Origin of the sequence: Streptomyces sp. ISL-87, assembly GCF_018614095.1 — a bacterium.
Lineage (GTDB): Bacteria > Actinomycetota > Actinomycetes > Streptomycetales > Streptomycetaceae > Streptomyces.
In genome coordinates, this window is record NZ_JAGGOY010000015.1 from 17,917 (window position 1) to 44,541 (window position 26,625).

26 protein-coding genes and 1 riboswitch are annotated in these 26,625 nt (G+C 70.5%); of the genes, 15 read left to right on the forward strand and 11 right to left on the reverse strand.

All coding sequences use genetic code 11. From position 1 onward, the window contains the following. Window positions 1-85 precede the first annotated feature (85 nt). Genes J7I97_RS05015 through J7I97_RS05025 form a run of 3 tightly spaced genes read left to right on the forward strand, consistent with a single transcriptional unit; the run spans window position 86 to window position 3,545 of the window. Complete coding sequence (locus J7I97_RS05015; protein WP_214931163.1) at window positions 86-1,060, forward strand: glycosyltransferase family 2 protein; 975 nt, start codon at window positions 86-88, stop codon at window positions 1,058-1,060. Next, entirely contained in the window at window positions 1,057-2,457 is a 1,401-nt protein-coding gene (locus J7I97_RS05020) for a polysialyltransferase family glycosyltransferase (protein ID WP_214931164.1), read from the forward strand. The genes J7I97_RS05015 and J7I97_RS05020 overlap by 4 nt, the downstream gene beginning before the upstream one ends. Next, entirely contained in the window at window positions 2,454-3,545 is a 1,092-nt protein-coding gene (locus tag J7I97_RS05025; protein WP_214931165.1) for an acyltransferase, read from the forward strand. The genes J7I97_RS05020 and J7I97_RS05025 overlap by 4 nt, the downstream gene beginning before the upstream one ends. On the opposite strand, the gene leuE is transcribed toward J7I97_RS05025, so the two are convergent. Both leuE and J7I97_RS05035 read right to left on the reverse strand, forming a co-directional pair. Next, on the reverse strand, window positions 3,538-4,209 hold the full coding sequence (gene leuE / locus J7I97_RS05030; RefSeq protein ID WP_214931166.1) for a leucine efflux protein LeuE: 672 nt from the start codon (window positions 4,207-4,209) through the stop codon (window positions 3,538-3,540). The genes J7I97_RS05025 and leuE overlap by 8 nt on opposite strands. 43 nt (window positions 4,210-4,252) lie before the next feature. Further along, the gene (locus tag J7I97_RS05035; protein WP_214931167.1) at window positions 4,253-5,833 is read right to left on the reverse strand and encodes a methylmalonyl-CoA mutase; all 1,581 of its coding nucleotides are present in this window, start codon (window positions 5,831-5,833) and stop codon (window positions 4,253-4,255) included. A 194-nt stretch (window positions 5,834-6,027) separates the two neighbouring features. Between J7I97_RS05035 and J7I97_RS05040 the strand changes: the two genes are divergently transcribed. After that, entirely contained in the window at window positions 6,028-6,912 is an 885-nt protein-coding gene (locus tag J7I97_RS05040; RefSeq protein WP_214931168.1) for a L,D-transpeptidase family protein, read from the forward strand. A gap of 201 nt (window positions 6,913-7,113) precedes the next feature. Here J7I97_RS05040 and J7I97_RS05045 read toward each other — a convergent pair whose 3' ends face one another. Continuing rightward, window positions 7,114-8,094 carry a hypothetical protein gene (locus J7I97_RS05045; RefSeq protein ID WP_214931169.1) on the reverse strand — a complete coding sequence of 327 codons (981 nt, stop codon included), beginning with the start codon at window positions 8,092-8,094 and terminating at the stop codon, window positions 7,114-7,116. Then, entirely contained in the window at window positions 8,094-8,825 is a 732-nt protein-coding gene (locus J7I97_RS05050; protein WP_214931207.1) for an RNA polymerase sigma factor, read from the reverse strand. Before J7I97_RS05050 ends, J7I97_RS05045 begins: the two co-directional genes overlap by 1 nt. A 396-nt stretch (window positions 8,826-9,221) precedes the next feature. On the opposite strand from J7I97_RS05050, the gene J7I97_RS05055 reads away from it, so the two are divergent. The 10 genes from J7I97_RS05055 (at window position 9,222) to J7I97_RS05100 (ending at window position 17,368) form a co-directional block, all read left to right on the forward strand. Continuing rightward, complete coding sequence (locus J7I97_RS05055) at window positions 9,222-9,830, forward strand: 2-oxo-4-hydroxy-4-carboxy-5-ureidoimidazoline decarboxylase (protein WP_214931170.1); 609 nt, start codon at window positions 9,222-9,224, stop codon at window positions 9,828-9,830. Window positions 9,831-9,982: 152 nt separating this feature from the next. Continuing rightward, on the forward strand, window positions 9,983-10,363 hold the full coding sequence (gene sdhC, locus J7I97_RS05060) for a succinate dehydrogenase, cytochrome b556 subunit (RefSeq protein WP_214931171.1): 381 nt from the start codon (window positions 9,983-9,985) through the stop codon (window positions 10,361-10,363). Window positions 10,364-10,368: 5 nt separating this feature from the next. After that, window positions 10,369-10,860 (forward strand): succinate dehydrogenase hydrophobic membrane anchor subunit, encoded by a 492-nt coding sequence (locus tag J7I97_RS05065; protein WP_214931172.1) that lies wholly within the window; start codon window positions 10,369-10,371, stop codon window positions 10,858-10,860. A 23-nt stretch (window positions 10,861-10,883) separates the two neighbouring features. Beyond that, window positions 10,884-12,638, forward strand: coding sequence for a succinate dehydrogenase flavoprotein subunit (sdhA, locus tag J7I97_RS05070; protein WP_214931173.1), 1,755 nt, complete (start codon window positions 10,884-10,886; stop codon window positions 12,636-12,638). After that, entirely contained in the window at window positions 12,638-13,405 is a 768-nt protein-coding gene (locus J7I97_RS05075) for a succinate dehydrogenase iron-sulfur subunit (RefSeq protein ID WP_214931174.1), read from the forward strand. Before sdhA ends, J7I97_RS05075 begins: the two co-directional genes overlap by 1 nt. A 137-nt stretch (window positions 13,406-13,542) precedes the next feature. Then, window positions 13,543-14,637 carry a serine hydrolase domain-containing protein gene (locus tag J7I97_RS05080; RefSeq protein ID WP_214931175.1) on the forward strand — a complete coding sequence of 365 codons (1,095 nt, stop codon included), beginning with the start codon at window positions 13,543-13,545 and terminating at the stop codon, window positions 14,635-14,637. Window positions 14,638-14,679: 42 nt separating this feature from the next. After that, window positions 14,680-15,228 (forward strand): hypothetical protein, encoded by a 549-nt coding sequence (locus J7I97_RS05085; protein WP_214931176.1) that lies wholly within the window; start codon window positions 14,680-14,682, stop codon window positions 15,226-15,228. Between the two features lie 585 nt (window positions 15,229-15,813). Then, the gene (locus J7I97_RS05090) at window positions 15,814-16,218 is read left to right on the forward strand and encodes a hypothetical protein (protein ID WP_214931177.1); all 405 of its coding nucleotides are present in this window, start codon (window positions 15,814-15,816) and stop codon (window positions 16,216-16,218) included. Window positions 16,219-16,223: 5 nt separating this feature from the next. Further along, on the forward strand, window positions 16,224-16,634 hold the full coding sequence (locus tag J7I97_RS05095) for a thiol-disulfide oxidoreductase DCC family protein (RefSeq protein ID WP_214931178.1): 411 nt from the start codon (window positions 16,224-16,226) through the stop codon (window positions 16,632-16,634). An 11-nt stretch (window positions 16,635-16,645) separates the two neighbouring features. After that, entirely contained in the window at window positions 16,646-17,368 is a 723-nt protein-coding gene (locus tag J7I97_RS05100; RefSeq protein ID WP_214931179.1) for a TetR family transcriptional regulator, read from the forward strand. A gap of 13 nt (window positions 17,369-17,381) precedes the next feature. Here the strand turns inward: J7I97_RS05100 and J7I97_RS05105 are convergent, their stop codons facing one another. The 3 genes from J7I97_RS05105 to J7I97_RS05115 form a co-directional block, all read right to left on the reverse strand. Beyond that, on the reverse strand, window positions 17,382-18,938 hold the full coding sequence (locus J7I97_RS05105; protein ID WP_214931180.1) for an ABC transporter substrate-binding protein: 1,557 nt from the start codon (window positions 18,936-18,938) through the stop codon (window positions 17,382-17,384). Between the two features lie 88 nt (window positions 18,939-19,026). Continuing rightward, window positions 19,027-20,301 (reverse strand): metallophosphoesterase, encoded by a 1,275-nt coding sequence (locus tag J7I97_RS05110; protein WP_214931181.1) that lies wholly within the window; start codon window positions 20,299-20,301, stop codon window positions 19,027-19,029. Continuing rightward, a complete protein-coding gene (locus tag J7I97_RS05115; protein ID WP_214931182.1) occupies window positions 20,298-20,543 on the reverse strand; it encodes an SCO4848 family membrane protein in 246 nt (81 codons plus the stop codon). Before J7I97_RS05115 ends, J7I97_RS05110 begins: the two co-directional genes overlap by 4 nt. A gap of 121 nt (window positions 20,544-20,664) precedes the next feature. On the opposite strand from J7I97_RS05115, the gene J7I97_RS05120 reads away from it, so the two are divergent. Then, window positions 20,665-21,954 carry a D-alanyl-D-alanine carboxypeptidase gene (locus J7I97_RS05120; RefSeq protein WP_308369141.1) on the forward strand — a complete coding sequence of 430 codons (1,290 nt, stop codon included), beginning with the start codon at window positions 20,665-20,667 and terminating at the stop codon, window positions 21,952-21,954. On the opposite strand, the gene J7I97_RS05125 is transcribed toward J7I97_RS05120, so the two are convergent. The 4 genes from J7I97_RS05125 to glyA all read right to left on the reverse strand — a co-directional run bounded on the left by J7I97_RS05125 (window position 21,951) and on the right by glyA (window position 26,484). Further along, window positions 21,951-22,916: a YihY/virulence factor BrkB family protein gene (locus tag J7I97_RS05125; protein ID WP_214931184.1), complete on the reverse strand. Its 966-nt coding sequence runs from the start codon at window positions 22,914-22,916 to the stop codon at window positions 21,951-21,953. The two genes, J7I97_RS05120 and J7I97_RS05125, sit on opposite strands and share 4 nt — an antisense overlap. 181 nt (window positions 22,917-23,097) lie before the next feature. Continuing rightward, the gene (locus J7I97_RS05130) at window positions 23,098-23,703 is read right to left on the reverse strand and encodes a 2'-5' RNA ligase family protein (protein WP_214931185.1); all 606 of its coding nucleotides are present in this window, start codon (window positions 23,701-23,703) and stop codon (window positions 23,098-23,100) included. Between the two features lie 131 nt (window positions 23,704-23,834). Then, on the reverse strand, window positions 23,835-24,848 hold the full coding sequence (gene trpS / locus J7I97_RS05135; RefSeq protein ID WP_214931186.1) for a tryptophan--tRNA ligase: 1,014 nt from the start codon (window positions 24,846-24,848) through the stop codon (window positions 23,835-23,837). Window positions 24,849-25,215: 367 nt separating this feature from the next. Next, window positions 25,216-26,484 carry a serine hydroxymethyltransferase gene (glyA, locus tag J7I97_RS05140; RefSeq protein ID WP_214931187.1) on the reverse strand — a complete coding sequence of 423 codons (1,269 nt, stop codon included), beginning with the start codon at window positions 26,482-26,484 and terminating at the stop codon, window positions 25,216-25,218. 35 nt (window positions 26,485-26,519) lie between these two features. Further along, window positions 26,520-26,610, reverse strand: a riboswitch (ZMP/ZTP riboswitch). Window positions 26,611-26,625: the final 15 nt, after the last annotated feature.

Sequence of the window (26,625 nt, forward strand, 5' to 3'; positions counted from 1 at the left end):
GATTAACTCGCCCGCCCCGCTTCGTTCACATGGAATATGCATTCGGGCCATGGTGAATGCCGGACAACGCCTTAACGTCTCGCAGGTGTTCAAGCTCTCTGTTGTCGTGCCGTTCTACAACGTGCAGACATATGCACCGGATGCCCTGAAAAGTCTCGAACTCAACGCTCGGGACGACTTCGAGTTCCTGCTCGTCGACGACCGCTCGACGGACGGGACTCCCGAACTGCTGGAACGGGCGGCGCGGGACCTGCCCGGCGCGGTGCACCTCCGCCACGACCAGAACGGCGGCCTGGCCACCGCCCGCAATACCGGTCTGGACGCGGCCCGGGGCGAGTACATCGCCTTCATGGACGGCGACGACTGGCTGGCACCGGGCCACCTGGCCCGGATGGTGGCCGCCATTGAGGCCCTGAACTGCGATTTCATTCGCAACGACCATGTCAAGGTCACCGGCCGGGCCCGCTCCGTGCAGCGCGTCCCCTACGGCGCGCACGGGGTCGTCTCCGATCCGCGCTCCGGAATCCTGCCCGCCGACCGGGCCACCTCGGTCGACTACCCGTACGCCTGGGCCGGCATGTACCACCGGCGGCTGCTGGACCGCGGGCTGCTGCACTTCACCGACGGGCTGCGGACAGCGGAGGACCGGCCCTGGATCTGGCGGCTGCACCGCGAGGCGACGTCCTTCGCGGCAGTCGGTATGCCCGGAATCTTCTACCGTCGAGGGGTTTCGACCTCGCTGACGCAAATCGGCGACGAGCGCCAGCTCGATTTCATGCGCGCATTTGACCAGGTGCTGTCGGAAACGGCTGCGGACCGGGAATCCGATCTTCTGCTCCCGAAAGCCGTACGAACATATTGTGCAATCATCGCGCACCACAACGGGTCCCTTGAAAGGTTCGAACCGGCCGTGGCCAAGAAACTCCGTTCCATGAGCGCGGCCGCGCTCGGCCGCATGCCCCAGGATGTGCTGGACCGGGCCCTGGCCTCGATGGATGCCGACCGCTGCGCCCTGCTGCGAAGGCTCCGCCGCCGCACCCCGTCGGGAGCGGCAGCGTGAGTCTCACCCAGATCTTCATCGGCTCCACCCTCTACGGGACGGCCACGCTCGCCGCGGCCGTCGACGCGGGCAGCTTCCCGGCGGCCGACCGCCGGATCCTGCTGACCAGCAATCACGCACTCGCCGCCGAGATCAGCCCCCGGCTCGCCGGCATGCCCGGCTTCGCCACGCTGAGCACCCGCTTCGACGAGGTGCTCGACTGGAACACCGTCATCGAGCCGCAGCACCCCGGCTCCTGGTCGCCGCGCTCCGACGACGTCCCGATCTGGGAGCGGTACCTGCGGACCCTGTGGGGTCTCGGTGACGACCGGATCGAGCTGATCGTGGAGTCCCTCCAGGTGCCGCCCGCGATGGCCCTGTGCCAGCTCTTCCCGGGCGCCGCCGTCGACGTCTACGCCGACGGCCTGATGAGCTACGGGCCCACCCGCGTCCGGCTCGACCCGCAGATCGGGATGCGGGTGCGGCGGGTGCTGCACCTGGACCTCGTACCGGGACTGGAACCATTGCTCCTCACGGAGTTCGGGGTGCCGGCGGAGCTGATTCCGGCCGGCGAGTTCGTCAAGGTGCTGGCCGAACTGGCCGCCTCGGCCTCGGACTGCGGGCACCTCCCGGCCGACGCGGCGGGCGATGTGGCGGGCGATGTGGCGGGCGAGGGGGCCGAAGCCCCGGCCCTGCTCCTGGGCCAGTACCTCTCGGCGCTCGACCTCATCACCGCGCAGCAGGAAGAGGACCTGCACGCCGAGATGGTGCGCGGCGCCTACGCCCTGGGCCACCGGGACCTCATCTTCAAACCGCATCCCAGCGCCCCGGCCGTGTACTCCCGCCGGGCGGAGGCCGAGGCCGAGCGGCTCGGCGCCCGCCTGACCGTCATGGACACCCCGGTACTGGCCGAGATCCTGTACCAGCAGCTGCGCCCGGCGCTGGTCGTCGGCTGCTTCTCCACCGGGCTGCTGACGGCGGCCACGCTGTTCGGGCTGCCCGTGGCGCGGACGGGGACGGGGACCGTGCTGGCCCGCCTCAAGCCGTACCAGAACAGCAACCGGGTCCCGCTGACGCTCGTGGACGCGCTGCTGCCCGACCTGGCGGACACCGCGGCCGTGCGCGGCTGGACCGCACCCGGACCCGCCGACGTCCGGTCCCGCCTGGACGGCCTGCTGACCGCGGTCGGCTTCGCGATGCAGCCGCGGATCCTCGCGGCACACCGCGCGGCGGCCGAGGAGTACCTGACGCGGCATCTGGACTCCGGCACCTGGCGCTACTTCAACCGGCGCCGACTGGCGAGCCAGGGCCTGCCGGGCGGCATCCCCGCCCAGCTGGCCTTCCTGACCCGCAGCCCGGCCCTGCGCAGCGCCGTCCGCCGCGTGCGCCGGGTCCGCCGTCTGCGGGGCAGGCGGTGACGGCCACCGCGGTACCGGCCGCGCGCACCGATGCGAACTCCGGGAAGAAGTCCGGCTCCGACCGCCTCCGGGCCCTGGACGGGCTGCGGCTGGTCGCCGCCCTGATGGTCTGCGGATACCACTACGGCGGCCGCGGCGGGGAGGTGGCCAGGTCCTGGGGCGCCTCACCGAAGGAGGTGTTCCCCAGCGCCTCGACCTGGCTGGCGTACGGCCCCCTCGGCGTGCAGATCTTCTTCGTCATCAGCGGCTTCGTAATCTGCATGAGCGCCCAGGGGCGCACCGTCCGCCAGTTCGCCGCCTCCCGCGCGGCCCGTCTCTACCCGGCGTACTGGGTGGCGATCGTGCTGGTCACGGTGGCGGTCGAACGGGTCTCGCCGTCGGACCTGCTGCTCAACCTGACCATGCTCCAGCAGCCGCTCGGCGCGGACCGGGTGCTCGGGGTGTGCTGGACCCTCTGGGTCGAGCTGCGCTTCTACGTCCTCTTCGCGCTCTGTGTGATCCTGCCGGGCGGCGGCCGCCGGCGGACCCTGCTGTTCTGCGGCGTCTGGACGATCGCGGCGGTCCTCGCGGACGTCGCCGATCCCACGGACAAGGGATTCCTCAGCCAGACGCTGATGCCGCAGTACGCGCCGTTCTTCATCGGCGGCATCGGCCTGTACCTGGTGCACCGCGACCACCGCGACCGGCTCGCCTGGGCCGTGGCCCTGACCGGCTGGCTGATCGGGCAGCACTACGCGGTGGCGGGGCTGTGGCACGCGCCGAACCCGAAGTTCTTCTCGTACCGCAGCTCGCTGGTGATCATCGCGATCGTTACGGCCGGCTTCGCGGCGGTCGCCCTGGTCGCGCTCGGCAGACTCGGCTGGGCCCGCTGGAAGTGGCTGACGGTGGCAGGGGCCCTGACGTATCCGTTCTACCTGGTCCACGAGCATCTGGGCTGGGTGGTCATCAAGGCCCTGCACCGGACGGCGGGCATACCGGCCCCGGCCACGTTCGCGCTGACGGTGGTGTTCATGCTGGGCCTGGCCTGGGTGATCCACCGCGTGGTGGAACGTCCCTTCGGCCCGAAACTGCGCAGGGCCCTCAGCTGACGGCGAGCTTGGCCGCGAAGCCGAGGAACAGGACGCCCGCCGCCGAGGTCGCGCCCGCGGACAGCCGCTTGCGGCGGCGGAACGCCGCCGACAAGCGGGTCCCGGCGAAGATCAGCGTGGTCAGGTAGAGGAAGCTGCCGAGCTGGAGCAGGCCGCCCAGCAGGAGGAAGGACAGCGCCGGGTAGGCGTAGCCGGGGTCCACGAACTGCACGAAGAAGGACATCAGGAAGAGGATGGCCTTCGGGTTGAACACACTGATCAGCAGGGCCCGCCGGTACGGCCGCTCCAGCTCGCCCGCGTCGCCGGGCGTCTGGGCGGCCTCGGCTGCGGCCTCGGCTGCGGCCCCGGCCCGCTCCGCCCGGGCGCGCCACATCGCCCACGCCCCGCGCATCATCCCGACGGCGAGCCAGGTGAGGTACCCGGCGCCGAGCAGCTTGACGATGCCGAAGAGCACCGGGCTCGTCTGCAGCAGCGAGGCCGCCCCCGCCGCGGCCAGCACCATCAGCACGGCATCCCCGGTCCACACCCCGGCGGCGGCCTTGTACCCGGTCCGCACCCCGCGGCGCGCGGCGACGGAGAGCACGTAGAGCGAGTTCGGCCCCGGCAGCAGAATGATCAGCACGAGGCCGGCGAGATAAGTAGGAAGATCGGTCACACCCAGCATGAGCAGGAGTGTCCCATAGGGTTGCACCTGTCATGGCCGGATTTCACCATGTGGAATCGGCCGGAACGTACGGACCCCAGACCTCCCGGAGAGCGCCGCAGACCTCGCCCACCGTGGCGCGGGCGCGCAGGGCCCGTTTCATCGGGTAGAGGACGTTCGCCGTGCCGGCCGCCGCCGCGCGCAGGGCGGTCAGGGCGGCGGACACCTCGGCGGGATCCCGGTTCTCGCGCAGCGCGGCCAGCGCCGCCCGCTGCCGGTCCTCGATCGCCGGGTCCACCCGGAGCGGCTCATACGGCTCCTCCCGCTCCAGCGCGAAGCGGTTGACCCCGACCACCACCCGCTCCCCCGACTCCGTCTCCTGCGCGATGCGGTACGCGTTCCGCTCGATCTCCCCCTTCTGGAAGCCCGCCTCGATCGCGGCCACCGCCCCGCCGAGGTCCTCGATGCGCCGCATCAGGGCCAGCGCCGCCTCCTCCAGCTCGTCCGTCATCCGCTCCACCGCGTACGACCCGGCGAAGGGGTCCACGGTGTGGGGTACGTCCGTCTCGTGGGCGAGGACCTGCTGGGTGCGCAGGGCGAGCCGCGCCGACTTCTCCGTCGGCAGCGCGATCGCCTCGTCGAAGGAGTTGGTGTGCAGGGACTGGGTGCCGCCCAGCACCGCGGCCAGCCCCTGCACGGCGACCCGTACCAGATTCAGCTCCGGCTGCTGGGCCGTCAGCTGGACCCCGGCAGTCTGGGTGTGGAAGCGAAGCATCAGCGACCTCGGGTCCTGCGCCCCGAACTCCTCCCGCATGACGCGGGCCCAGATCCGCCGGGCCGCCCGGAACTTCGCGACCTCCTCCAGCAGGGTGGTGCGGGCCACGAAGAAGAAGGAGAGGCGGGGGGCGAACTCGTCGACCGCCATCCCCGCGCCGATGGCCGTACGGACGTACGCGATCGCGTCGGCGAGGGTGAAGGCCACCTCCTGCGCGGGCGAGGCCCCGGCCTCGGCCATGTGGTAGCCGGAGATGGAGATGGTGTTCCACTTGGGGATCTCGGCCCGGCAGTACCGGAAGGTGTCGGCGGTCAGCCGCAGCGAGGGCCCGGGCGGGAAGATGTACGTTCCCCGGGCGATGTACTCCTTCAGGACATCGTTCTGGATGGTGCCCGTCAGCTGCCCGCCCGCGATCCCGCGCTCCTCGGCGACCAGCTGGTACAGCAGCAGGAGCAGCGCCGCCGGGGCGTTGATGGTCATCGAGGTCGACACCCGGTCGAGCGGGATCCCGTCGAACAGCACCCGCATGTCGTCGACCGAGTCGATCGCGACCCCGACCTTGCCCACCTCCCCGTGCGCGAGCGGGGCGTCGGAGTCGTGCCCCATCTGCGTCGGCAGGTCGAAGGCGACCGACAGCCCGGTGCCGCCGCCCGCGATGAGCTGCCGGTAGCGGGCGTTGGATTCGGCGGCCGTGCCGAAGCCGGCGTACTGCCGCATGGTCCACGGCCGGCCGGTGTACATCGTCGGGTAGACGCCCCGCGTGTAGGGATATGACCCTGGTTCACCCAGTTTGGCCGCCGGGTCCCATCCCGTCAGGTCCTCGGGCCCGTAGACGGGTTCGATCGGAATTCCACTCTCGGTGTCAGCCATGCCACGTGGTCCTCCCGTAGAGCTGCCTGGCCCGGTGCTGATACAACTCCCCCAGCCACAGCTGGGGGGACCTCCACCGCGACGGCCCGTACCGGGCCCCTGGTCACAATGGCGCAACATCGCGCGGCCGGGTGCAACTCTCCACGCCCTCCAGGCATCACCTAGATACACGACTCGGAAATCGGGGGACTTCAATGCACCGCCAGAGAGTAATAATCCGCACGCTCGGGGTGGCCACCGCCGTCGCGCTCGCCGCGACCGCCTGCGGGCCGCAGAAGACGGAGAACACCGGCTCCGCCTCCTCCGCTCCCTCCGCGTCCGCGGCGGGCACCTCCCCCGAGAGCTCCCCTTCGACGGACAGCAAGCCCGGCGACGCCTCGCCGTCCCCGTCCGCCTCGAAGTCGGCCTCCCCGTCGGCCTCGCCGTCCCCGTCCGCCTCGCCCTCGGTCAAGCCGATCATGGCGAACGGCGACGAGAGCGAGCAGATCCGTGAGCTCCAGGCCCGCCTGAGGCAGCTCAAGCTGATGTCGGTGGCGCCGACCGGCTTCTACGGGTCGAAGACGACCGCCGCGGTCAAGGCCTTCCAGTCGAAGAACGGCCTCACCGCCACCGGTTCCGTGGACGCCGCGACCTGGAAGAAGATCCAGGCAGCCACCAAGAAGCCCACGGCCGACGAGCTGCGCCCGCCGACCGTCAACGAGGTCGACGCCCCGGACCCGCGCTGCATGGAGGGCCGGGTCATGTGCATCAGCAAGGAGAGCCGCACCCTCGCCTGGATGATCGACGGCAAGGTCATCTCCACCATGGACGTGCGCTTCGGTTCGGAGAACACCCCGACCCGCGAGGGCGTGTTCAACGTGGGCTGGAAGGCCAAGGAGTGGACGTCGACGATCTACCACACACCCATGCCGTACGCGATGTTCTTCAGCGGCGGCCAGGCGGTGCACTACTCGGCGGACTTCGCGGCCCGCGGCTACGCGGGTGCCTCGCACGGCTGCGTGAACGTCCGGGACAAGGCCAAGCTGTCGAAGCTGTTCGACGACGTGAAGGTGGGCGACAAGGTCGTCGTCTACTGGTGACGGCCCCGTCGGCCACCGGGTCTTGAAGTAAAGGGCGCGGGCAGGGCCGGGGGAACGTGCCCCGCCCGCGCCGGTTGCGCAGAGCCCAGGGGTACGGGGGGAACCCCGGCTCATGCGCGGCCGATGACCAGTCGGCTCGTTATGTACTGCGCCGCCCGCTCGAAAAGTGTTACAGCGGCGTGCGCGGACCCGCTCCAGGCGTTACAGCCGGCTGCGCGGGCCCAGTGATCCGGACGAGTCGAGCGTCGAGCCGGCCGGGGTCGGGGCCTGGAGTACGTCGCCCTGGCGGGTGCCGCCGGGGGCCTCGCTCTCGCGGACCCCGTCCAGCAGCGCCTCGCAGTAGTGCGCGATCTTTGCAGCGCCCTTGGCCAGCTTCGACAGGCGCTCGCGCCGGTCGTCGTCGAGCCGGCCCGAGCGGTAGTCCTCGCACAGGTCCGTGGCCTTGAGGGTCTTCTCCGCCTCGTGGTCACTGGTTCCGCCGAAGGTGGTTCCGCCGTCGGGGAGCCGGTCCTTGAAGGTGGTGCCGGTGCCGCCGACGGACGCCGGGTGCGAGGAGTTGCCGCTGCCGAATCCCGGTGAGGTACCGCCCTCCGTGCCCGGCGTGTTCGAGCTGCCGCCCACGGCCGCCGAACCCTGGCCCTCACGCAGCGGGGACGGCTGGAGCGGCACGGGAGGCCGCGGCTCCGCGCCGCCTCCGGCCCCCGTCGGCGTCGGATCCGCGTCGGTGCTCACGGCCACCGCCGGCCCGCGGCCCGCGGCGGTGTTCAGTGGCTGGTCCAGCAGTCCGGCTCCCGCGGCGGCCGCCAGCCCGCCGACCGCGATGCTCGCCAGCGCGGCCGCCAGCCCGAACCGTACGGTCGTGCCCCGCCGGGGCGCGGGCACGCCGGCGGAGGCCACGTGGGCCAGTTTCACCAGGGGTTCCCGGATGCCGTCCGCCTGGGACGGCGCGGCCGCCTCGGGCCGGACACCGCCGTGCGCCGTGCGGAACGCGGCCAGGGCGGCGGCCTCACCGGGCAGTTCCGGGCCGTCGGCGGCCGGGCGCGGGGCGAGGTCGTCGAGGGCGGCCCGCAGCAGCGCGGCCTCGGCCTGGGCGTGGTGATCGGCGACAGGTGCGACGGGTTCGCCGCGCAGCAGTTTGTCCGCCGCGGCTTTGTCCAGCCACCTGTTGCGCTCGTCGGCCATCACATGTCCTTCTGCGTCCGCCAACGTGAATGCGTCACACCGGTTTGTTCCACGAGGCCCCCGCCACGACCACGCTGCGCCGGCACGGCGTCGAGATCCCTCCCGCCCCCGCCGTCCCGTGGCCGGTCACCGGCATTATGGCCGACGTCCGGGTCGGTGTCGGAAGCAGGTTCCGCTTCCAGCTCACCGGCCAGCAGCTCCGCCAGCTTCTTCAGCCCGCGGTGCGCGGCCGTGCGTACCGCGCCGGGGCGCTTGCCGAGGGTCTCGGCCGCGCTCTTGGCGTCCAGTCCGACCACCACCCGTAGCACCACGGCCTCCGCCTGGTCCTGCGGAAGCTGGGCTATCAGCGCCATGGTCCGGCCGGTGGAGAGGGCCTCCATCGCCTGGCCGGCGGTATCGCTGTCGGAGGCGTGCCCGCTCAACTCGGTCTCATCGCCGCCGATGGCGGGGCGGCGGCCGCGCATCCGGATGTGATCGAGCGCACGGTTGCGGGCGATGCGGGCGGCCCAGCCGCGGAAGCGGTCGGCGTCGCCGGTGAAGGAGTCGATGTCGCGGGCGATCTGCAGCCAGGCTTCCGACGTCACGTCCTCCGCGTCGGCATCGCCGACGAGCGTGCGTACGTATCCGAGCAGGCGCGGGTGCACGGCGCGGTACACAGTACGGAACGAGTTCTCGTCGCCGTGCTGTGCCGCGAGCACGGCGGCGGTCAGCTCCGCGTCGTCCCCCAGCAAAGTCCCCAACCCGTTCACTGTCCTGTACGTGTGGCGCAAATCAGCACGTTACGGCTTTCAAGCGTGTCCCGTCCACGCGCTGTACAACCAGCAACCAACCCTGCGCGGAGCGAGGTGTGACACAAAACGCACTCCGGGCGCTGACAGGGGTACGGGCTTGTCGCACGAGTCCGTGACGGATGGCGACCGGGGCCTCTCCTGTGGGGGGTGGCGGCCTCGGTCGCCCTCCCCTTCCTCGCTGGTGCCCTGCCGGTTGTTCGCGGGTTCCTCATTGACTTCCTTCCGGGCTCCTCGCCGGCGTACTCACGGTACGCGAATGCCCAGCGTCATCCTTTCGGATCACTTCCGGGTGAAATCCTCCGTTGAGTACGACACACCCGGCCCCGCATCGATAGCGTGGCGGCACACCCGCGCCACGCCACGAGGAGCCCCCCGCTGTCCAGCCACCTTCCGGCACAGGCCCGCGGCGGCTCTGGGCTGGTGCGGTTCAACTCCCTGCCCCCCGAAGCAGCCGCGACGGCCCTGCTGCACTGCTGCGGGAGCCGCCGCTGGGCCCAGCGGGTCGCCGCCCACCGTCCCTACCCGGATGCCGCATCGCTGCTGGCCGCCGCGGACGAGGCCTCGTACGACCTCTCCCAGGCCGACCTCACCGAGGCACTCTCCGTCGAGTCCTCCGCGGAGCTGGCCCACGGGGCCCCGTACGCGGCGCTGCTCGCGCTCGACGCGGCCCACGCGCAGTACGAGCGCACCTTCGGGTACGCCTTCGTCATCTGCCTGGCCGGGCATCCGCCGGAGGAGCGGGCCGGCCAGTTGCTGGGCGCGATCCGCCGCCGGATGGCCCATGAGGTCGACGAGGAGCGGGCGATCTCCGCGGACGAGTTGCGCCGCCTCGCGCAGGCCCGGCTGATCCATCTGATGGACCGGCTGCCCGGCCTGCTGTCGGCGCTGACCTCGCACGATGGGCCGTCTACGGCGGAATTCGGGCTATTCGCCCCTGTGGGATAGTCCGTCCGTGCCTGTTTGATCACACCGATGGACCCGGCGCGAAGGAACCGACAAAGCGTCGCTACGATGTCCGGGGCCGGAGGACCGTACCCGGCCGGGCCCGACCGACAACGAAGCCGGCTGGCCCCCGCCCCGCTTCCGGAGGGTTTTCCGTGCCGGCTGGAACGTTGTACCGCGGCCGGGAAGGAATGTGGTCCTGGGTGGCTCATCGAGTCACCGGCGTCCTCATCTTCTTCTTCCTGTTCGTACACGTCCTCGACACCGCTCTCGTCCGCGTCTCCCCCGAGGCGTACGACGATGTCGTGGCTACCTACAAGACTCCGATCGTCGCGCTGCTGGAATACGGCCTCGTCGCCGCAATCCTCTTCCACGCGCTCAACGGTCTCCGTGTCATCGCCGTGGACTTCTGGTCCAAGGGCCCGCGCTTCCAGAAGCAGATGCTCTGGTCCGTCGTGAGCATCTGGATCGTGCTGATGGCCGGGGCCGTGTACCCCGTCCTGAACCACGCCTACCTTGAACTGTTCGGGAAGTGACACGCATGTCCTCTGACACTTCTTCCGTCGACATGACCAAGGCCATCGGTGACGTGGAGGGCGTTTCCCTCTACGACACCGACAACCCGGCGCCGTACATCGAGGCCCCGCGCAAGCGCACCGGCAAGACGCCGCGCTCGACCCGCGGCAACTTCGAGATGGCCGCATGGCTCTTCATGCGCCTCTCGGGCATCGTCCTGGTCGTGCTCGTCATCGGCCACCTGCTGATCCAGCTGGTGCTGGACGGCGGCGTCTCCAAGATCGGCTTCGCCTTCGTGGCCGGCCGCTGGGCGTCCCCGTTCTGGCAGGCCTGGGACCTGCTGATGCTGTGGCTGGCCATGCTGCACGGCGCGAACGGTCTGCGTACCGTCATCAACGACTACGCGGAGCGCGCCAACACGCGGCTGTGGCTGAAGGGCCTGCTCTACACCGCCACGGTGTTCACCATCCTTCTGGGCACGCTGGTGATCTTCACCTTCGACCCGAACATCCGCTAGGCAACGGGGCTGAGGCGAAACCAATGAAGATCCACAAGTACGACACCGTCATCGTCGGCGCAGGTGGCGCGGGCATGCGCGCCGCCATCGAGTCGACGAAGCGCAGCCGCACCGCCGTGCTGACGAAGCTCTACCCCACCCGCTCCCACACGGGTGCCGCGCAGGGCGGCATGGCTGCCGCACTGGCCAACGTGGAGGACGACAACTGGGAGTGGCACACCTTCGACACGGTCAAGGGCGGTGACTACCTGGTCGACCAGGACGCCGCCGAGATCCTGGCGAAGGAGGCCATCGACGCGGTCCTCGACCTGGAGAAGATGGGCCTGCCGTTCAACCGCACCCCGGACGGCACCATCGACCAGCGCCGCTTCGGCGGCCACTCGCGCAACCACGGCGAGGCCCCGGTCCGCCGGTCCTGCTACGCCGCGGACCGCACCGGCCACATGATCCTCCAGACGCTGTACCAGAACTGCGTCAAGGAGGGCGTGGAGTTCTTCAACGAGTTCTACGTCCTGGACCAGCTCCTGGTCGAGGTCGACGGCGTCAAGAAGTCGGCCGGTGTGGTCGCGTACGAGCTCGCCACCGGCGAGATCCACGTGTTCCAGGCGAAGGCCGTCATCTACGCCTCCGGTGGCACCGGCAAGTTCTTCAAGGTGACCTCCAACGCGCACACCCTCACGGGTGACGGCCAGGCGGCCTGCTACCGCCGCGGCCTGCCGCTGGAGGACATGGAGTTCTTCCAGTTCCACCCGACGGGCATCTGGCGCATGGGCATCCTGCTGACGGAGGGCGCCCGTGGTGAGGGCGGCATCCTCCGCAACAAGGACGGCGAGCGCTTCATGGAGAAGTACGCGCCGGTCATGAAGGACCTCGCGTCCCGTGACGTCGTCTCGCGCTCCATCTACACCGAGATCCGTGAGGGCCGCGGCTGCGGTCCGGCCGGTGACCATGTGTACCTGGACCTGACGCACCTCCCGCCGGAGCAGCTCGACGCCAAGCTCCCGGACATCACGGAGTTCGCGCGTACGTACCTGGGCATCGAGCCGTACACTGACCCGATCCCGATCCAGCCCACCGCGCACTACGCCATGGGCGGCATCCCAACCAACGTCGAGGGTGAGGTCCTGGCGGACAACACCACCGTCGTCCCCGGCCTGTACGCGGCCGGCGAGGTCGCGTGCGTGTCGGTGCACGGCGCCAACCGCCTGGGCACCAACTCGCTGCTGGACATCAACGTCTTCGGCAAGCGCTCGGGCATCGCGGCGGCGAAGTACTCGCAGGAGAACGACTACGTCGAGCTCCCCGAGAACCCGGCGCAGCAGGTGGCCGACCTGGTCGAGCAGCTGCGCAACTCCACGGGCAAGGAGCGGGTCGCCGACCTGCGCCTGGAGCTCCAGGAGACGATGGACGCGTGCGTGATGGTGTTCCGTACGGAGCAGACCATCAAGACCGCGGTCGAGAAGATCGCGGAGCTGCGCGCGCGCTACAAGAACGTGTCCGTCCAGGACAAGGGCAAGCGCTTCAACACGGACCTGCTGGAGGCCATCGAGCTGGGCAACCTGCTCGACCTCGCCGAGGTCATGGCCGTGTCCGCGCTCGCGCGCAAGGAGTCCCGCGGCGGTCACTACCGCGAGGACTACCCGAACCGCGACGACGTCAACTTCATGCGCCACACCATGGCGTACCGCGAGGTCGGCGACAACGGCCAGGATTCGGTCCGGCTGGACTACAAGCCCGTCGTCGTCACCCGCTACCAGCCGATGGAGCGTAAGTACTGATGGGCACCCCGACCCTGAGCAAGACGGACACGATGGAGGCCGCGGCCGCGGCTTCGCCCTTCATCACGGTCACGTTCCGGATCCGCCGCTTCAACCCCGAGATCTCGGACGAGGCGCAGTGGCAGGACTTCCAGGTCGAGATCGACCCGAAGGAGCGCGTGCTCGACGGTCTCCACAAGATCAAGTGGGACCTCGACGGCACGCTGACCTTCCGCCGCTCGTGCGCGCACGGCATCTGCGGCTCCGACGCGATGCGGATCAACGGCAAGAACAGGCTCGCCTGCAAGACGCTGATCAAGGACATCAACCCGGAGAAGCCGATCACCGTCGAGGCCATCAAGGGCCTCACGGTGATGAAGGACCTCGTCGTCGACATGGAGCCCTTCTTCCAGGCGTACCGCGACGTCATGCCGTTCCTGGTCACCAAGGGCAACGAGCCGACGCGTGAGCGCCTGCAGTCCGCCGAGGACCGCGAGCGCTTCGACGACACCACCAAGTGCATCCTGTGCGCCGCGTGCACGTCCTCGTGCCCGGTGTTCTGGAACGACGGCCAGTACTTCGGCCCGGCGGCGATCGTCAACGCGCACCGCTTCATCTTCGACTCGCGTGACGAGGCCGGCGAGCAGCGGCTGGAGATCCTGAACGACAAGGACGGCGTGTGGCGCTGCCGCACGACCTTCAACTGCACCGACGCGTGCCCGCGTGGCATCGAGGTCACGAAGGCGATCCAGGAAGTGAAGCGTGCGCTGATCACGCGCCGCTTCTGATCGTCCGGTAGTGCTGTAGGCAGGCCCGCACCCCGCGGTATGGGGGTGCGGGCCTCCCTCATGTAGGGGGTGCGTCAGGGTCGGCTCGGGGTGGCCCCTCATGGTGTGCCGATCTTCCTCACGGCAGGCTTACAGCCATGCCGAACTCCACTGCGCGCAGCCCCCGTTGGATCTCCCTGGTCGCCGCCGGCGCGGCCGTCGTATCGGTCGCGGTCGCCACCCTCCCCGCCTCGGCGGCCGAGCGCGGTGCGGCCCCCGTGTCCGGGACGGTCAGCGGGCACCACCACCCGCTGGACGAGGAGGCGCTGCGCGCGCTGATGGCCCCGGGCGCGGAATCCAGCGGCACGATGGTCCGGGTGACCGGGCCGGGCGTCAGATTCCGGGAGGCGACGGGCCCGCTCTCGCAGGACCCGGCGGCCTCCTTCCGGATCGGCAGCATCACCAAGCTGTTCACCTCCACCGTGGTACTTCAGCTGGTGGCGGAGGGGCACTTCACCCTGGACACGCCGGTGCGGGAGGTCCTCCCGGACACCTTCCCGGAGAACTGGCAGCCGATCACCATCGGCCAGCTGCTCGGTCACACCAGCGGCCTGGGCCTGCCCTGCAAGAAGCCCGCGGCCCTGACCCCGGCCGCGATGGTCGCCGCCCTGACCGACGCCGCGTGCAAGGCGCCCGAATACCCCGTCACGACGCAGCGGTACAACGGCATGAACTACTACGTCGCCGGCCTGGTCGTCGAGAAGGTCACCGGCCGCTCCTTCGGCGACGAGGTCCAGCGGCGCATCGCCCGCCCGCTCGGCCTGCGCCACACCTACCTGCCGAAGCCGGGCGACCCGGCCATGCCCACGCCGTCGCTCACCGCCCCCGTCGACATCGAGCCGTGGGCCTGGGCCGAGGGCGGCATGATCTCCAACGCCCCCGACCTGGAGCGGTTCCTCGGCGCCCTGCTCCGCGGCCGGCTGCTGCCGCCCGCCCAGCAGAAGCACCTGTTCGAGCTCCCGGCGCTCGCGGGGACCGGCGAGGACGTCTTCAGCGTGGCCGGGCTGGTGCGGGGCGAGCTGAAGGACGGCACGCCCGCCTGGGGCAAGACGGGCTCCATGGACCCGGGCGCCAGCGGGGTGTTCGGCACCGCGGACGGGAGCCGCGTACTGGTGTACTCGTACACCCCCCTTACCAGGGACCGCACTTGGCAGCGCGCCCACGCCTACGACCTCGTCAAGGCAGCCCTCTAACCGGGGTACGGGTCGGGGGCCTCCTGTGGAAGGATCGGCCATATGAGTGAGCAGCAGCCGAATCCGTACGCGAGTGACCCCGGCCAGGGCGCCGGCCAGGATCAGGGCGATTACAGGTGGGGCCCTGGCAACGCCAGTTACGGCTACCCGCAGCCCTACCCGCAGCCCCCGGCGTACCAGCCGACGATGGGCGGCGCAGGCCTGCCGGTCCCGGCCCAGCCCCCCGCCCCGGGCTACGCCCCCGGCGCCGGGCCGTCCCTGTCCCTCGGGGACATCAGCATCGCCGGGGACCAGATCATCACCCCGTCGGGCCCGATGCCGCTGCGGGGCGCGATGTGGAACGCCACGGACTTCTCGCGCACCGAGGAGAAGATCCCGGCGCACGCGATCGTGCTGGCCGTCATCTTCTTCCTGTTCTGCCTGCTCGGCCTGCTGTTCCTCCTGATGAAGGAGAGGCGCACCACGGGCTACATCCAGATCACCGTCAACAGCGGCGGACGCCACCACTCCACGATGATCCCGGCCACGGACGCCAACTCCTACGCCTGGGTCATGAGCCAGATCAACTACGCGCGGTCGCTCAGCATGTGACGTGTCGCCCGGCCGCCCCGATCGAGGGGTGGCCGCCGCGGGGCCGGTCCGGGACACGATCGGCCCGTGGCCATTACTCGTGATGCGGAAGGGCTCTCGCCGCGTACGGCGGCCGGGTCGCGCTGCGACTGGCCGCCCTGAACCCGGCCCGGGTGCGCTCCCCCGGCCCTGCCCCGCCGTGCTCTGCCCGGCCCGGCCCTGCGCTGCCCCGCCCGGCGCTGCGCTGCCCCGCCTTGCGCTGCCCTGCCCCGCCCTGCTCTGCCCCGCCCTGCTCTGCTCTGCCCCGCCCTGCGCCGCCTCGCCCGGCCCGCGCAGCGGCGCTGCGGCCCGGCCCTGTTGGCCTTCAACGCCGCCGAGGGCGCCCTGCTGGACGCCGCCGACCTGGCGGGCGCGGCCGCGCCCTGGCGGCCGTCACCGCGCCCGTCGGGCCACCTCCCCTCCCTCGAACGCCCGGCGGAGACTACTCGCACCGCTGCTGGAATTCCCGCGCCCCCGACCGGGCCATCCGTTCGCTTGAACCTGTTCAAAAGAAGGTCTACAGTCAGCGCTGTCAGCAATTGAACGCGTTCAAGGGGGCTGAGGGCAATGGACCTCACCGTGGTTGCGTACGTCATCTACCTGCTCATCAGCATCGGCCTGACCATCTGGGTGGCCCGTACGCTCAGCCGGAACGGGCGCATCTTCATCGCCGACGTGCTCCAGGGGAACGAGAAGCTCGCGGACGCCGTGAACCACCTTCTGGTGGTCGGGTTCTACCTCGTGAACATCGGCTTCGTGACCCTCTACCTGCGGTCGGGCGACACGATCCTCGAAGCCCGCAGCCTCTTCGAGGCGCTGTCGGTCAAGATCGGTGTCGTCCTGCTGGTGCTCGGGGTCATGCACCTCGGCAACGTCTGGGTGCTGAACAAGATGCGCCGCCGCGGGATCATGGAGCGCCAGCAGACTCCGCCGGTCGCCCCGCAGGGGTGGACCGCGCCGGCCGGGGCCTGACCTCGATGGCCACGCCGATGCAGCCCACCCGGCACCTGACGGTGCTGTACGACGCCAACTGCCCGCTCTGCGTCCACATCCGGCACTGGCTGCTCGGGCAGCGGTGGCTGGTGCCGCTCCGGCTCGTCCCCGCAGGATCCTTCGAGGCACAGCGGCTGTTCCCGCGGCTCGACCACGCGGCGACGCTGCGGGAGATCACCGTCATCGGGGACGCGGGCCAGGTGTGGACCGGTACCGACGCCTTCATCGTGTGCCTGTGGGCGCTGGCCGAGCACCGGCCGAAGGCGATCTGGCTCGCCACCCCGGCCGGCCGCCCCTTCGCCCGGGGCGTCATGTACGCCGCCTCGGCGTGGCGGCAGGCGGTCCGGACCGGGGAAGAAGCAGCCTGTGGCGAGCAGTGCTCCGTACCCGGATAGGCTCGGGCACCGTGACTGATCAGAAGGCTCCCAAAAGCGAGCAGACCCGCACGCTCATCCTCGAAACCGCGCTCCGGCTCTTCCAGGAGCGCGGCTTCGACAAGACGACCATGCGGGGCATCGCCAAGGAGGCGGGGGTCTCGGTCGGCAACGCCTACTACTACTTCGCTTCGAAGGAACACCTGGTCCAGGGCTTCTACGATCGGATCTGCGCCGCTCATCAGGCGGCGGTCCGGCCCATCCTGGACAGTGAGACCGATCTGCAGAAGCGACTCGCGGGCGTGCTGACGAGCTGGCTGGACATCGCCGCCCCATACCACGAGTTCGCCTCCCAGTTCTTCAAGAACGCGGCGGACCCCGAAAGTCCGCTCAGCCCCTTCTCCCCCGAGTCGGAGCCCGCCCGCCAGGCGGCGATCGACATGCACCGCGAGGTGCTGGCGGGGGCGAAGACCAAGGTGCCGGACGAACTGGCCGACGTACTGCCGGAGCTGATGTGGCTCTCGCAGATGGGCCTGGTCCTGTACTGGGTATTCGACCGCTCGCCGGACAGCGAGAGGACCCGCCGGCTGGCCGAGCGCGGCGCGCAGCTCACGACGCGGGGCATCGTCCTGGCCCGCTTCCGGGTGCTGCGGCCGCTGGTGCGCGAGTTGCACGAGCTGTTCTCGGACTTCCTGCCGGGCATGGCCCAGACGGCGGTGGGCCGCAAGCGCGCCGCCGACGCCGACAAGGCCTGAGCCCTCGGGCCCTCTAAAGCCAGTCGAGTTCCCACAGTCGCCAGGCGCCCGTGCCGTCGGAGAGGTACTGGGCGCCGGTGACGGCCTCGCGGGAGAGTACGTAGTCCTTCTTCTGCCAGATCGGCAGGACCGGGATCTGCTGGGCCACCAGGCGCTGGAGCTCGCGGAAGTCCACGGCCGCGTCGGCGCGCTCCGAGTAGGACTGGGTGCGGGTGATCAGGGCGTCCACGGTCTTGTCGGAGAAGCCGTTGTTCATGCTGGAGTCGGCGCCGACGAGCGGGGCGAGGAAGTTGTCCGCGTCCGGGAAGTCGGCGATCCAGCCGACGGTGTAGGCGTCGAACTCGCCCGCCGCGTACCCCTTCTGGAAGTCGCCCCACTGCTCGACGGACTTGATCTTCAGCTGGAAGAGGCCGGTGGCCTCCAGCTGCCGCTTTATCTCCACGGCCTCGTCGACGTTCGCGCCGCGCGCGTTGACGCCGAGGGTGAGGGAGACCGGCGTGGTGATCCGGGCGTCCTTGAGGAGCTTCTTGGCCGTGGCCCCGTTGGGCGCCGGGTACGTGTCGAAGAACGGCGTGCTGTGCGCGGCGACGCCCGCCGGGACGAGGGAGTAGAGCGGCGTGACCGTGCCCGCGTAGATCTCGCCGGCCACCTTGGAGCGGTCGAGCGCGGCCGCGACGGCCTGGCGGACGGCGGGCGGTGCGGTGGTGGAGCCCGGGCGGACGTTGAAGACGAGGCTACGGATCTCCGTGCCGCCGGAGGCCTGGTAGCGGGTGTCCTTCAGGCCCGGGTTGAGGCCGGCGAGCACGTCCGGCGGCATGTCCCGGTGGGCGACCTCGACCCCGTGGTCCTGCCAGGCCCGGTTGAGCTGCGCGGAGTCCTTGAAGTACCTGACGGTGACCGGCACGTGGGCGGGCTTGCCGTCGCCCTTGTACGAGGCGTTGGGCGTGAGCTCGGCGCTCGCGCCGGCCTTGTAGGCGCCGAGGGTGTACGGGCCCGAGCCGTCGACCTTGCCGTCCTCGCGCAGGGCCTTGGCCGGGTACTTGTCCTTGTCCACGATCGAGGCGGCGCCCGTCGCGATCTTGAAGGGGAAGGTGGCGTCGGGGGCGGAGAGGTTGAAGGTGACGGTCCGGCCGTCGGCCTTGACGGACTCCAGGGTGTTGAAGAGGGGCGCGGGCCCCTGGTCGGAGTTGATCGCCTTGATCCGGTCGAAGGAGTGCTTGACGTCCTCGGCGGTGATCGGGCGGCCGCCGGCGAACTTCACCTCCGGGCGGAGCTCGCACTGGTACGTGGTGAGCTTCTGCCCGACGAACTTGCAGGAGGAGGCGGCGTCCGGGGCGGGGGTGCCGGAGCCGGGCTTGATGGTCAGCAGCGACTGGTAGACGTTGCTGAACAGGGCCCAGGAGCCGGCGTCGTACGCCCCCGCGGGGTCGAGGGCGGAGACGACGTCGGTCGTCCCGACCCGGATGGCGCTGCGGCCGTCGCCCTCGCCGGGCAGTACCTGCCAGGCCGCGACGCATGCCGCGCCCAGGACCAGCCCGGCCGCAATGATCTTCGAGCGGGCAGACCGCATCCCATGAACCCCGTTATTCGAACTTACCTTCCGACTATCGGACACCCAATCACGTAAATCCAGCCACGGGAAGGGTCGTTATGTCGGATCAGGCCCGGTACGAGGCGAGTTCGACGACAGTGATGTCGGACGGCGCGCCGACCCTGACCGGGGGTCCCCAGGCACCGGCTCCCCGGGACACGTAGAGCTGGGTGTCGCCGTAGCGCTCCAGACCGGCGACGGTCGGGTTGGCGAGTTCGGCGAGGTAGTTGCCGGGCCAGAGCTGACCGCCGTGGGTGTGGCCGGACAGCTGGAGGCCGACGCCGTGCCGGACCGCGTCGTGGATGACGACGGGCTGGTGGGCGAGGAGCACGGCGGCGCGGGACCGGTTGCGGTCGCCGAGGGCCGCCTGGAAGTCGGGGCCGTGGCCTTCCGTCTCGCCCTGGATGTCGTTGACGCCGGCCAGGTCGAAGAGGGGGAGCTCCCGGCGGGCGTTCTCCAGAGGGGTCAGGCCGAGTTCCCGGACGTGGTCGATCCACTGCTGGGCACCGGAGAAGTACTCGTGGTTGCCGGTGACGAAGTACGAGCCGTGCGCCGCGCGGAGCCCGCGCAGGGGCTCCGCCGCCGGTCCCAGGTCGTGCACGTTTCCGTCCACGAGGTCGCCGACGATGGCGATGAGGTCCGGCTGGGTGCGGTTGACGGTGTCGACGATGCGCTGGGTGTGGGCGCGGCCGAGGACGGGGCCGAGGTGGATGTCGCTGACGACGGCGATCCGGAAGCCGTGCGCCGCGCGGGGCAGCTTGGCGAGGGGGACGGTGACCCGCTTGACGCTGGGCCCGCGCAGGACCCCGTACGTCCCGTACCCGACGGTCCCGACGGCCGCGGCGGCGGCCGCCCCGCCGATCGTCCGCGCGACGAACCGGCGCCGGCTGATCCCGTCATCGACCTGGGGGGCGGCCGGGGCGGGGGCCGAGGCGCGGGCTTCAGTGGCTGTGGCACCCGCCTGGCCGGCGGCCGGGACCGGGCCGGGCTCCGGCGCGTCGGGCGACTGGGGAGCCGGGCGGCCAGGACCCCGGCGGAGCACCACCGCGCGGACCGGTTCGGCGATCAGCATCGCCAGGGTCAGATACAGCAGCACCGCCAAGTACATGAACCCCGGCCAGGACACCGTCTGCTGAAGCCAGAACGGGGCTCCGGCGCGGCCCGCGACCAGGGCGGCCACCGCCAGCGCGGGGAGCGCGAAGGCCATTCCCGTGCCGACGCGGCGCCCCGTCCCGCCCGGCCGGGTCGTGTCGCGGACCAGGCGGATCCAGAGCCATCGGTGGACCAGCACCAGCAGAGCCAGCACCGACAGCGCGACCAGGGCGAAGATCAGGACCGTCATCGTGATTCACGCCGCAGCGCCAGAACGCCACGCAACCCGATCACACCAACGGCCGTCCCGAGGAGAAAGGAGGTCACTGCCAGGAGAAGGTGAACCCAGAAGAATGCCGTCGGGTCACCCACGGCGTCGAAAGCCTGGCCAGCGCTGTCCTTCCACAGGTTCCGAGCGAAAGACACCCAGATGAACCAGCTCCAGACGCCGAACGCGAGCAGGAACCAGGACGCGGTGCGGCTGAGTTTCATGTACTCAGTATCGGATTCGTCCCCGGTACGGACGCGTCGGGGTGGGCTGTACCGGGGTTGGTTGCAGCGGTTTGGCCGGTCCACGACGGCAGACACAGCATCGGGATGTACTTTCACCTGCGTGTCTGCCAAGAAGACCGCGCTGACGGTCCTTTCCGCCGCGCTGCTCATCCCTGCGATGCTCGCGGCCCCCGCACACGCCGCCCCGACCACGACACGGCCGCCGACACCCGACGAAAAGGGCCGGACCCAGAAGAAGGCCGCCGCCCCGCCCGCATCGATGTCCAGCATCGGCGGCGCCCGGCTCGGCCAGCCGGGGACCCAGGTGAACCTGCTGCCCGGCGCACCCGCCCTGCCGACGGACCTGACGGGCCGGTCCTGGATCGTGGCCGACGCCGAGACCGGCGAGGTGCTGGCCGCGCACAACGCGCACTGGCGGCTCCCCCCGGCCTCCACGATGAAGATGCTCTTCGCGGACACCCTGCTGCCGGGCCTGCCCAAGGACCGGGTCCACAAGGTGACCGAGGAGGAGATGTCCGACGTGGGCCAGGGTTCCAGCCTCGTCGGGGTCAAGGAGGACCACGAGTACACCGTCCACGATTTGTGGCTCGGAGTGTTCCTTCGGTCCGGGAACGACGCCGTCCATGTACTTTCGGCCATGAACGGCGGCATCGAGAAGACCGTCAAGGACATGCAGGCGCACGCCGAGGAGCTTCAGGCCCTCGACACCCACGTGGTGTCCCCCGACGGGTACGACGCCCCGGAGCAGGTGTCGAGCGCGTACGACCTCACCCTCATCGCCCGCTCCGGGCTCCAGAAGCAGGACTTCCGGGAGTACTGCGGCACGGCGCACGCGAAGTTCCCGGGCAGGCAGGAGGCCGGGAAGCCGCGTGACTACTTCGAGATCCAGAACACGAACCGGCTGATGACGGGCGCCGGCGGCCTCTCCCCCTACAAGGGCATCGCCGGGGTGAAGAACGGCAACACCACCATGGCCGGTTCCACCTTCACCGGCACGGCCCAGCGCGGCAACAAGAAGCTGCTGGTCACGGTGATGAACCCGGAGACCGGTGGCGTCAACTCCGTGTACGAGGAGACCGCCGACCTCCTCGACTGGGGGTTCGCGGCCTCCGGAAAGGTCAAGCCGGTGGGCGAGCTGGTGCCCCCGAAGAGCGAGGACACCTCGTCCCTCGGCTCGCCCGCGCAGTCGCACGAGAACCACCCGTCGGCGTCCGGGGAGGGCGCCGGCGGCGGGCTCGGCACCGCGCTCGGCATCGCGGGCGGGGCGCTGGCCGTCGTGGCGGGCGGGATGTTCGCCGTCAACCGCCGCCGCCCGCGCCGCCCGCGCGGACACGGGGGGCCGGACGGGGGCCCGGACACGGGGCCGGACACGGGGCCGGACGCGCCCTAATCCCCGTCCTTGCGCTCGGCCTTGCCCTTGTTCTTGCTCTTGTCCTTGCTCTTGTCCTCGCCCCCAGCCTTGCCCTCTTCCTCTTCCTCGTCCCCGTCCCCGTCCTCGTCCTCGTCATCACGGGTGGCGGTCCAGGCGGCGCAGTACAGCAACAGCTTCGCCATGAAGTTGATCCAGAGCAGCAGGGCGATCGGCACGCCGAAGGCCCCGTACATGCTCTTCGCGGCGACCCCCCGCATATAGCCACTGAGCAGCAGTTTCAGCAGCTCGAAGCCCGCCGCGCCGATGAGGGCCGCCTCGATCAGGCGGCGGCGCGGCGGTTCGACCCCGGGCAGCAGGGTCAGTACGTAGAGCAGGAGCAGGAAGGCCGCGAGCACGCCCACGGCGAAGGCGGCCGCCCGCAGCAGTCCGCCGCCCACGCCGTGGTTCGGGATGCCCACCCATCCGCCGAACTTCCCGACCGCGCTGGAGCCGATGATCGAGGACGCGGCCGAGGCCAGTCCCACGCCGCCGAGCCCGGCGAGGATCAGCACGTCCTTGCCCTTGCGCGCGAAGGGGTTCCCCTGGTCCTCGTCGTCCTTCTCCCACACCGCGCGCAGGCAGTCCCGCATCGAGCCGATCCAGCCGACGCCGGTGAGGAGCAGGATGCCGCCCGCCACGAGCCCTACCGTGCCCGCGTTCGCCACGAGGCCGTCGATGTCGAGCTGGCCGGAGATGCCGGGGACCTGTTCGGACAGGTTCTTCTGCAGCTTGTCAAGCTGCTCCTGGCTGAGCAGCCCCGCGCCGATCGCCGCCGCCACCGTGATCAGCGGGAAGAGCGCGAGGAAACTGATGAAGGTGATCGCAGCGGCGAGCCGGGTCCAGTGCGCGCGGTCGAGACGCATGTACGAACGCCACGCGTGCGTCCGCATCAGAGCCGCCACCAACGGCCCGACCACCGGGAGTTTCGTCAGCCAGTCCATGGGGTCACCGTAAATGAGCTGTCGGAAATAGCCGGTATTGCAGCTTTCAGGCACTACGGTCGTCGATTGTGACTTTTCGCCCGACGGCTCGTCCGTTCCACGCACTGGTCCTACGGAGGATCAGATTCCGCACCCGTCTGACCCGTCTGACCCTACGGCCCCCGGCCCTGCGACCGCTCCGTCAGGCGGGACGTACGGTCGCTTCGGCGGCATCGGCCGCGGCGTCGACGGGACAGCTCAGCTGCGCCGGGACGCCGGTCGGGCCGGTCCCGAACGGGTACTCGCGCAGCTTGCGCCAGACCCCGTCGGAGCCCTGCTCGTAGAGCGCGAAGCTGTCGCAGACCCAGTCGGCGGCGTACTCGGCGAGGGCCGTGAACGCCAGGTCCATCGCCTCCTCGGAGATCCCGTGGGCGACGGTGACGTGCGGGTGGTACGGGAACGCCAGCTCACGGCTGAGCGGGCCCTCGGGGGCGCGGACCTGGCCCTGGAGCCGGGTACAGCCCGGGGCGCCCTCGACGACCTGGACGTAGACGACCGGCGAGAGCGGGCGGAAGGTTCCCGTGCCGGCCAGCCGCATCCGGAAGGACCGGCAGGCCGCCGCGACCTCGGCGAGGTGCGCACGGACCTGCGGCAGCCGGTCCGCCTCCACCTCGGTGGGCGGCACGAGAGTGACATGCGTGGGGATGCCGTGCGCGGCGGCGTCCCCGAAGCCGGCGCGCAGCTCCTGGAGCTGGCTGCCGTACGGCTCCGGGACCGCGATCGAAACGCCGAGCGTTACGGTCCCCACGTAAGTCTCCTCGTTGTCGGTCTGTCTTGGTCTGTCTGTCTGTCTGTCTGTCTGTCTACGCGGATGCTGCTGCCTCAGTGTGGCGCCAGCACCCCCCGGACCGCCAGAGCCCTCTGCCGGTCAGTGCCCCGTCAGTGCTTCGCGGGCAGGAAGCCGAGACGGTCGTACGCCTGCGCCAAGGTCTCCGCGGCGACCGCGCGGGCCTTCTCCGCGCCCTTGGCCAGGATGGAGTCCAGCGTCTCAGGGTCGTCAAGGTATTCCTGGGTGCGCTGCTTGAACGGTGTGACGAAATCGACCATCACTCCGGCCAGGTCGGTCTTCAGCGCGCCGTAGCCCTTGCCCTCGTACTTGGCCTCCAGGGCGGGGATGGTCTCGCCCGTGAGGGTGGAGTAGATCGTGAGCAGGTTGCTGACGCCGGGCTTCTTCTCCGTGTCGAAACGGATCTCGGCCTCGGTGTCGGTGACCGCGCTCTTGATCTTCTTCTCGGTGGCCTTCGGCTCGTCGAGGAGGTTGATCAGGCCCTTGGGCGAAGAGGCGGACTTCGACATCTTGCTCGCCGGGTCCTGGAGGTCGTAGATCTTCGCGACCTCCTTGACGATGTGGGCGGCGGGGAGGGTGAAGGTCTGGCCGAAGCGCTGGTTGAAGCGCTCGGCGAGGTCGCGGGTCAGCTCGATGTGCTGGCGCTGGTCCTCGCCGACGGGGACGGCGTTCGCCTGGTAGAGCAGGATGTCGGCGACCTGGAGGATCGGGTACGTGAACAGGCCGACGGTGGCGTTGTTGGCGCCCTGCTTGGCGGACTTGTCCTTGAACTGGGTCATCCGGCTGGCCTCGCCGAAGCCGGTGATGCAGTTCATGACCCAGCCGAGCTGCGCGTGCTCGGGGACGTGGCTCTGGATGAAGAGCGTGCAGCGCTCGGGGTCCAGGCCGGCGGCGAGCAGCTGGGCGGCGGAGAGCCGGGTGTTCGCGCGGAGATCCTTCGGATCCTGCGGCATGGTGATCGCGTGCAGGTCGACGACCATGTAGAAGGCGTCGTGCGTCTCCTGGAGGGCGACGTACTGGCGGATCGCTCCGAGGTAGTTCCCGAGGTGGAACGAACCGGAGGTGGGCTGGATGCCGGAGAGCGCGCGAGGACGATCAGAAGCCATGGCTTCATTCTCTCAGGTGCGGGGCGGGACTCCGTCCGTCCGCTGGCCGGAACCCTCCGCGGCCGAGTCCGGTTTCCCACCGTGGGGCCGGGCGGGACGGGCGGTGACTGTGCGTACTCGCGCGTAGCCGGTCGGCCGGATCTTGCCCGAAGCAAGCGACCGATTTCCCGCCCGCGCCGCGCCATCCGGCCGGGCCAGATCCAGCCCCGCCGCCCCATCCGGCCGGGCCGGCCCAGATCCAGCCCCGCCGGCGTTTGAGGCGCGGGGTCTGGGGCGGAGCCCCAGGGAACCCGGCTCCGCCGGGCACCGGGCTCCGCCCGGACCCGCGCCTCAAACGCCGGCGAGGCTGAAGGTGCCGGGGAGGGGGTCAGGACAGGGGGAGCCCCGGGGCCGGGAAGGCGGCCATCAGGGAGGTGACCTCCGCGCGGACAGCCGCAAGGGCCGGTTCGTCGGACGCGGCGGCCGCGTCAACGGCCCGGAAGATCCAGTCCGCCACCACCGGCATGTGGTCGACGCCCAGGCCCCGCGACGTCAGCGACGGCGTGCCGATCCGGATCCCCGACGGGTCGAACGGCTTGCGGGGGTCGAACGGGACCGTGTTGTAGTTCACCACGATCCCCGCGCGGTCCAGCGCCTTGGCCGCGATCTTGCCCGGGACGCCCCGCGAGGTGAGGTCCATCAGGATCAGGTGGTTGTCCGTACCGCCCGACACCAGATCGAACCCCCGCTCCAGCAGCGACGCGGCCAGCGCCTTCGCGTTGGCGACCACCGCGTGGGCGTAGGCGACGAAGGAAGGCTGCGCCGCCTCGTGGAGGGCCACCGCGATGCCGGCCGTCGTCTGGTTGTGCGGGCCGCCCTGGAGGCCCGGGAAGACCGCCTTGTCGATGGCCTTCGCGTGCTCCTCCCGGCACATCAGCATCGCGCCGCGCGGTCCGCGCAGGGTCTTGTGGGTGGTGGTCGAGATCACGTCCACGTGCCCGGCCGGCGACGGGTGCGCCCCGCCCGCGATCAGCCCCGCGATGTGCGCCACGTCCGCCACCAGGATCGAGCCCGCCTCCTTCGCGATCGACGCGAACGCCGCGAAGTCGATCGTGCGCGGCAGGGCCGTACCGCCACAGAAGATGATCTTCGGGCGCTCGGCCAGCGCCAGCTCGCGCACCGCGTCGTAGTCGATCAGCCCGGTCTCCGCGGAGACGCCGTACTGCACGCCCCGGAACCACGACCCCGTCGCCGAGACGCCCCAGCCGTGCGTCAGGTGCCCGCCCATCGGCAGGGCCATGCCCATCACCGTGTCGCCCGGCTTCGCGAACGCCAGGTACACCGCGAGGTTCGCCGGCGAGCCGGAGTACGGCTGCACGTTCGCGTGGTCGACGCCGAACAGGCCCTTCGCCCGCTCGACGGCCAGCGCCTCGACGCGGTCGATGTTCTGCTGGCCCTCGTAGTAGCGGCGGCCCGGGTAGCCCTCGCTGTACTTGTTCTGCAGGACGGTGCCGGAGGCCTCCAGCACCGCCGCGGACACGTAGTTCTCGCTCGGGATGAGGCGGAGGGTCTCCGCCTGGAGTGTTTCCTCCGCCGCGACGAAGGACGCCAGCTCGGGGTCGGTCGCGGAAAGGGCGGGGTGGCGGCGCGCGGTCATGGCGGCTCCTCCGGGGTCGATGTCAGATCTCGTCCCCGCGAGGCCCAGGCGAGCGGCCCTGTATGCGGTCGTACGCGCACGACTCCCCCGGAGTTGGTTCTCCGTACGCCAGTCGCCGTGCGTACCGCTCACCTTAGCGGG

Bases quoted from the DNA above. Each gene is read 5' to 3' on its own strand.
- J7I97_RS05105 (WP_214931180.1), bottom strand. From the start codon at position 18,938: ATGCGGTCTGCCCGCTCGAAGATCATTGCGGCCGGGCTGGTCCTGGGC.
- leuE (WP_214931166.1), bottom strand. From the start codon at position 4,209: ATGCTGGGTGTGACCGATCTTCCTACTTATCTCGCCGGCCTCGTGCTG.
- J7I97_RS05125 (WP_214931184.1), bottom strand. From the start codon at position 22,916: ATGGACTGGCTGACGAAACTCCCGGTGGTCGGGCCGTTGGTGGCGGCT.
- J7I97_RS05110 (WP_214931181.1), bottom strand. From the start codon at position 20,301: ATGACGGTCCTGATCTTCGCCCTGGTCGCGCTGTCGGTGCTGGCTCTG.
- J7I97_RS05035 (WP_214931167.1), bottom strand. From the start codon at position 5,833: ATGGCTGACACCGAGAGTGGAATTCCGATCGAACCCGTCTACGGGCCC.
- sdhA (WP_214931173.1), top strand. From the start codon at position 10,884: ATGAAGATCCACAAGTACGACACCGTCATCGTCGGCGCAGGTGGCGCG.
- trpS (WP_214931186.1), bottom strand. From the start codon at position 24,848: ATGGCTTCTGATCGTCCTCGCGCGCTCTCCGGCATCCAGCCCACCTCC.
- J7I97_RS05085 (WP_214931176.1), top strand. From the start codon at position 14,680: ATGAGTGAGCAGCAGCCGAATCCGTACGCGAGTGACCCCGGCCAGGGC.
- J7I97_RS05090 (WP_214931177.1), top strand. From the start codon at position 15,814: ATGGACCTCACCGTGGTTGCGTACGTCATCTACCTGCTCATCAGCATC.
- J7I97_RS05045 (WP_214931169.1), bottom strand. From the start codon at position 8,094: ATGGCCGACGAGCGCAACAGGTGGCTGGACAAAGCCGCGGCGGACAAA.
- J7I97_RS05080 (WP_214931175.1), top strand. From the start codon at position 13,543: ATGCCGAACTCCACTGCGCGCAGCCCCCGTTGGATCTCCCTGGTCGCC.
- J7I97_RS05065 (WP_214931172.1), top strand. From the start codon at position 10,369: ATGTCCTCTGACACTTCTTCCGTCGACATGACCAAGGCCATCGGTGAC.
- J7I97_RS05095 (WP_214931178.1), top strand. From the start codon at position 16,224: ATGGCCACGCCGATGCAGCCCACCCGGCACCTGACGGTGCTGTACGAC.
- J7I97_RS05040 (WP_214931168.1), top strand. From the start codon at position 6,028: ATGCACCGCCAGAGAGTAATAATCCGCACGCTCGGGGTGGCCACCGCC.
- J7I97_RS05115 (WP_214931182.1), bottom strand. From the start codon at position 20,543: ATGAAACTCAGCCGCACCGCGTCCTGGTTCCTGCTCGCGTTCGGCGTC.
- glyA (WP_214931187.1), bottom strand. From the start codon at position 26,484: ATGACCGCGCGCCGCCACCCCGCCCTTTCCGCGACCGACCCCGAGCTG.
- J7I97_RS05075 (WP_214931174.1), top strand. From the start codon at position 12,638: ATGGGCACCCCGACCCTGAGCAAGACGGACACGATGGAGGCCGCGGCC.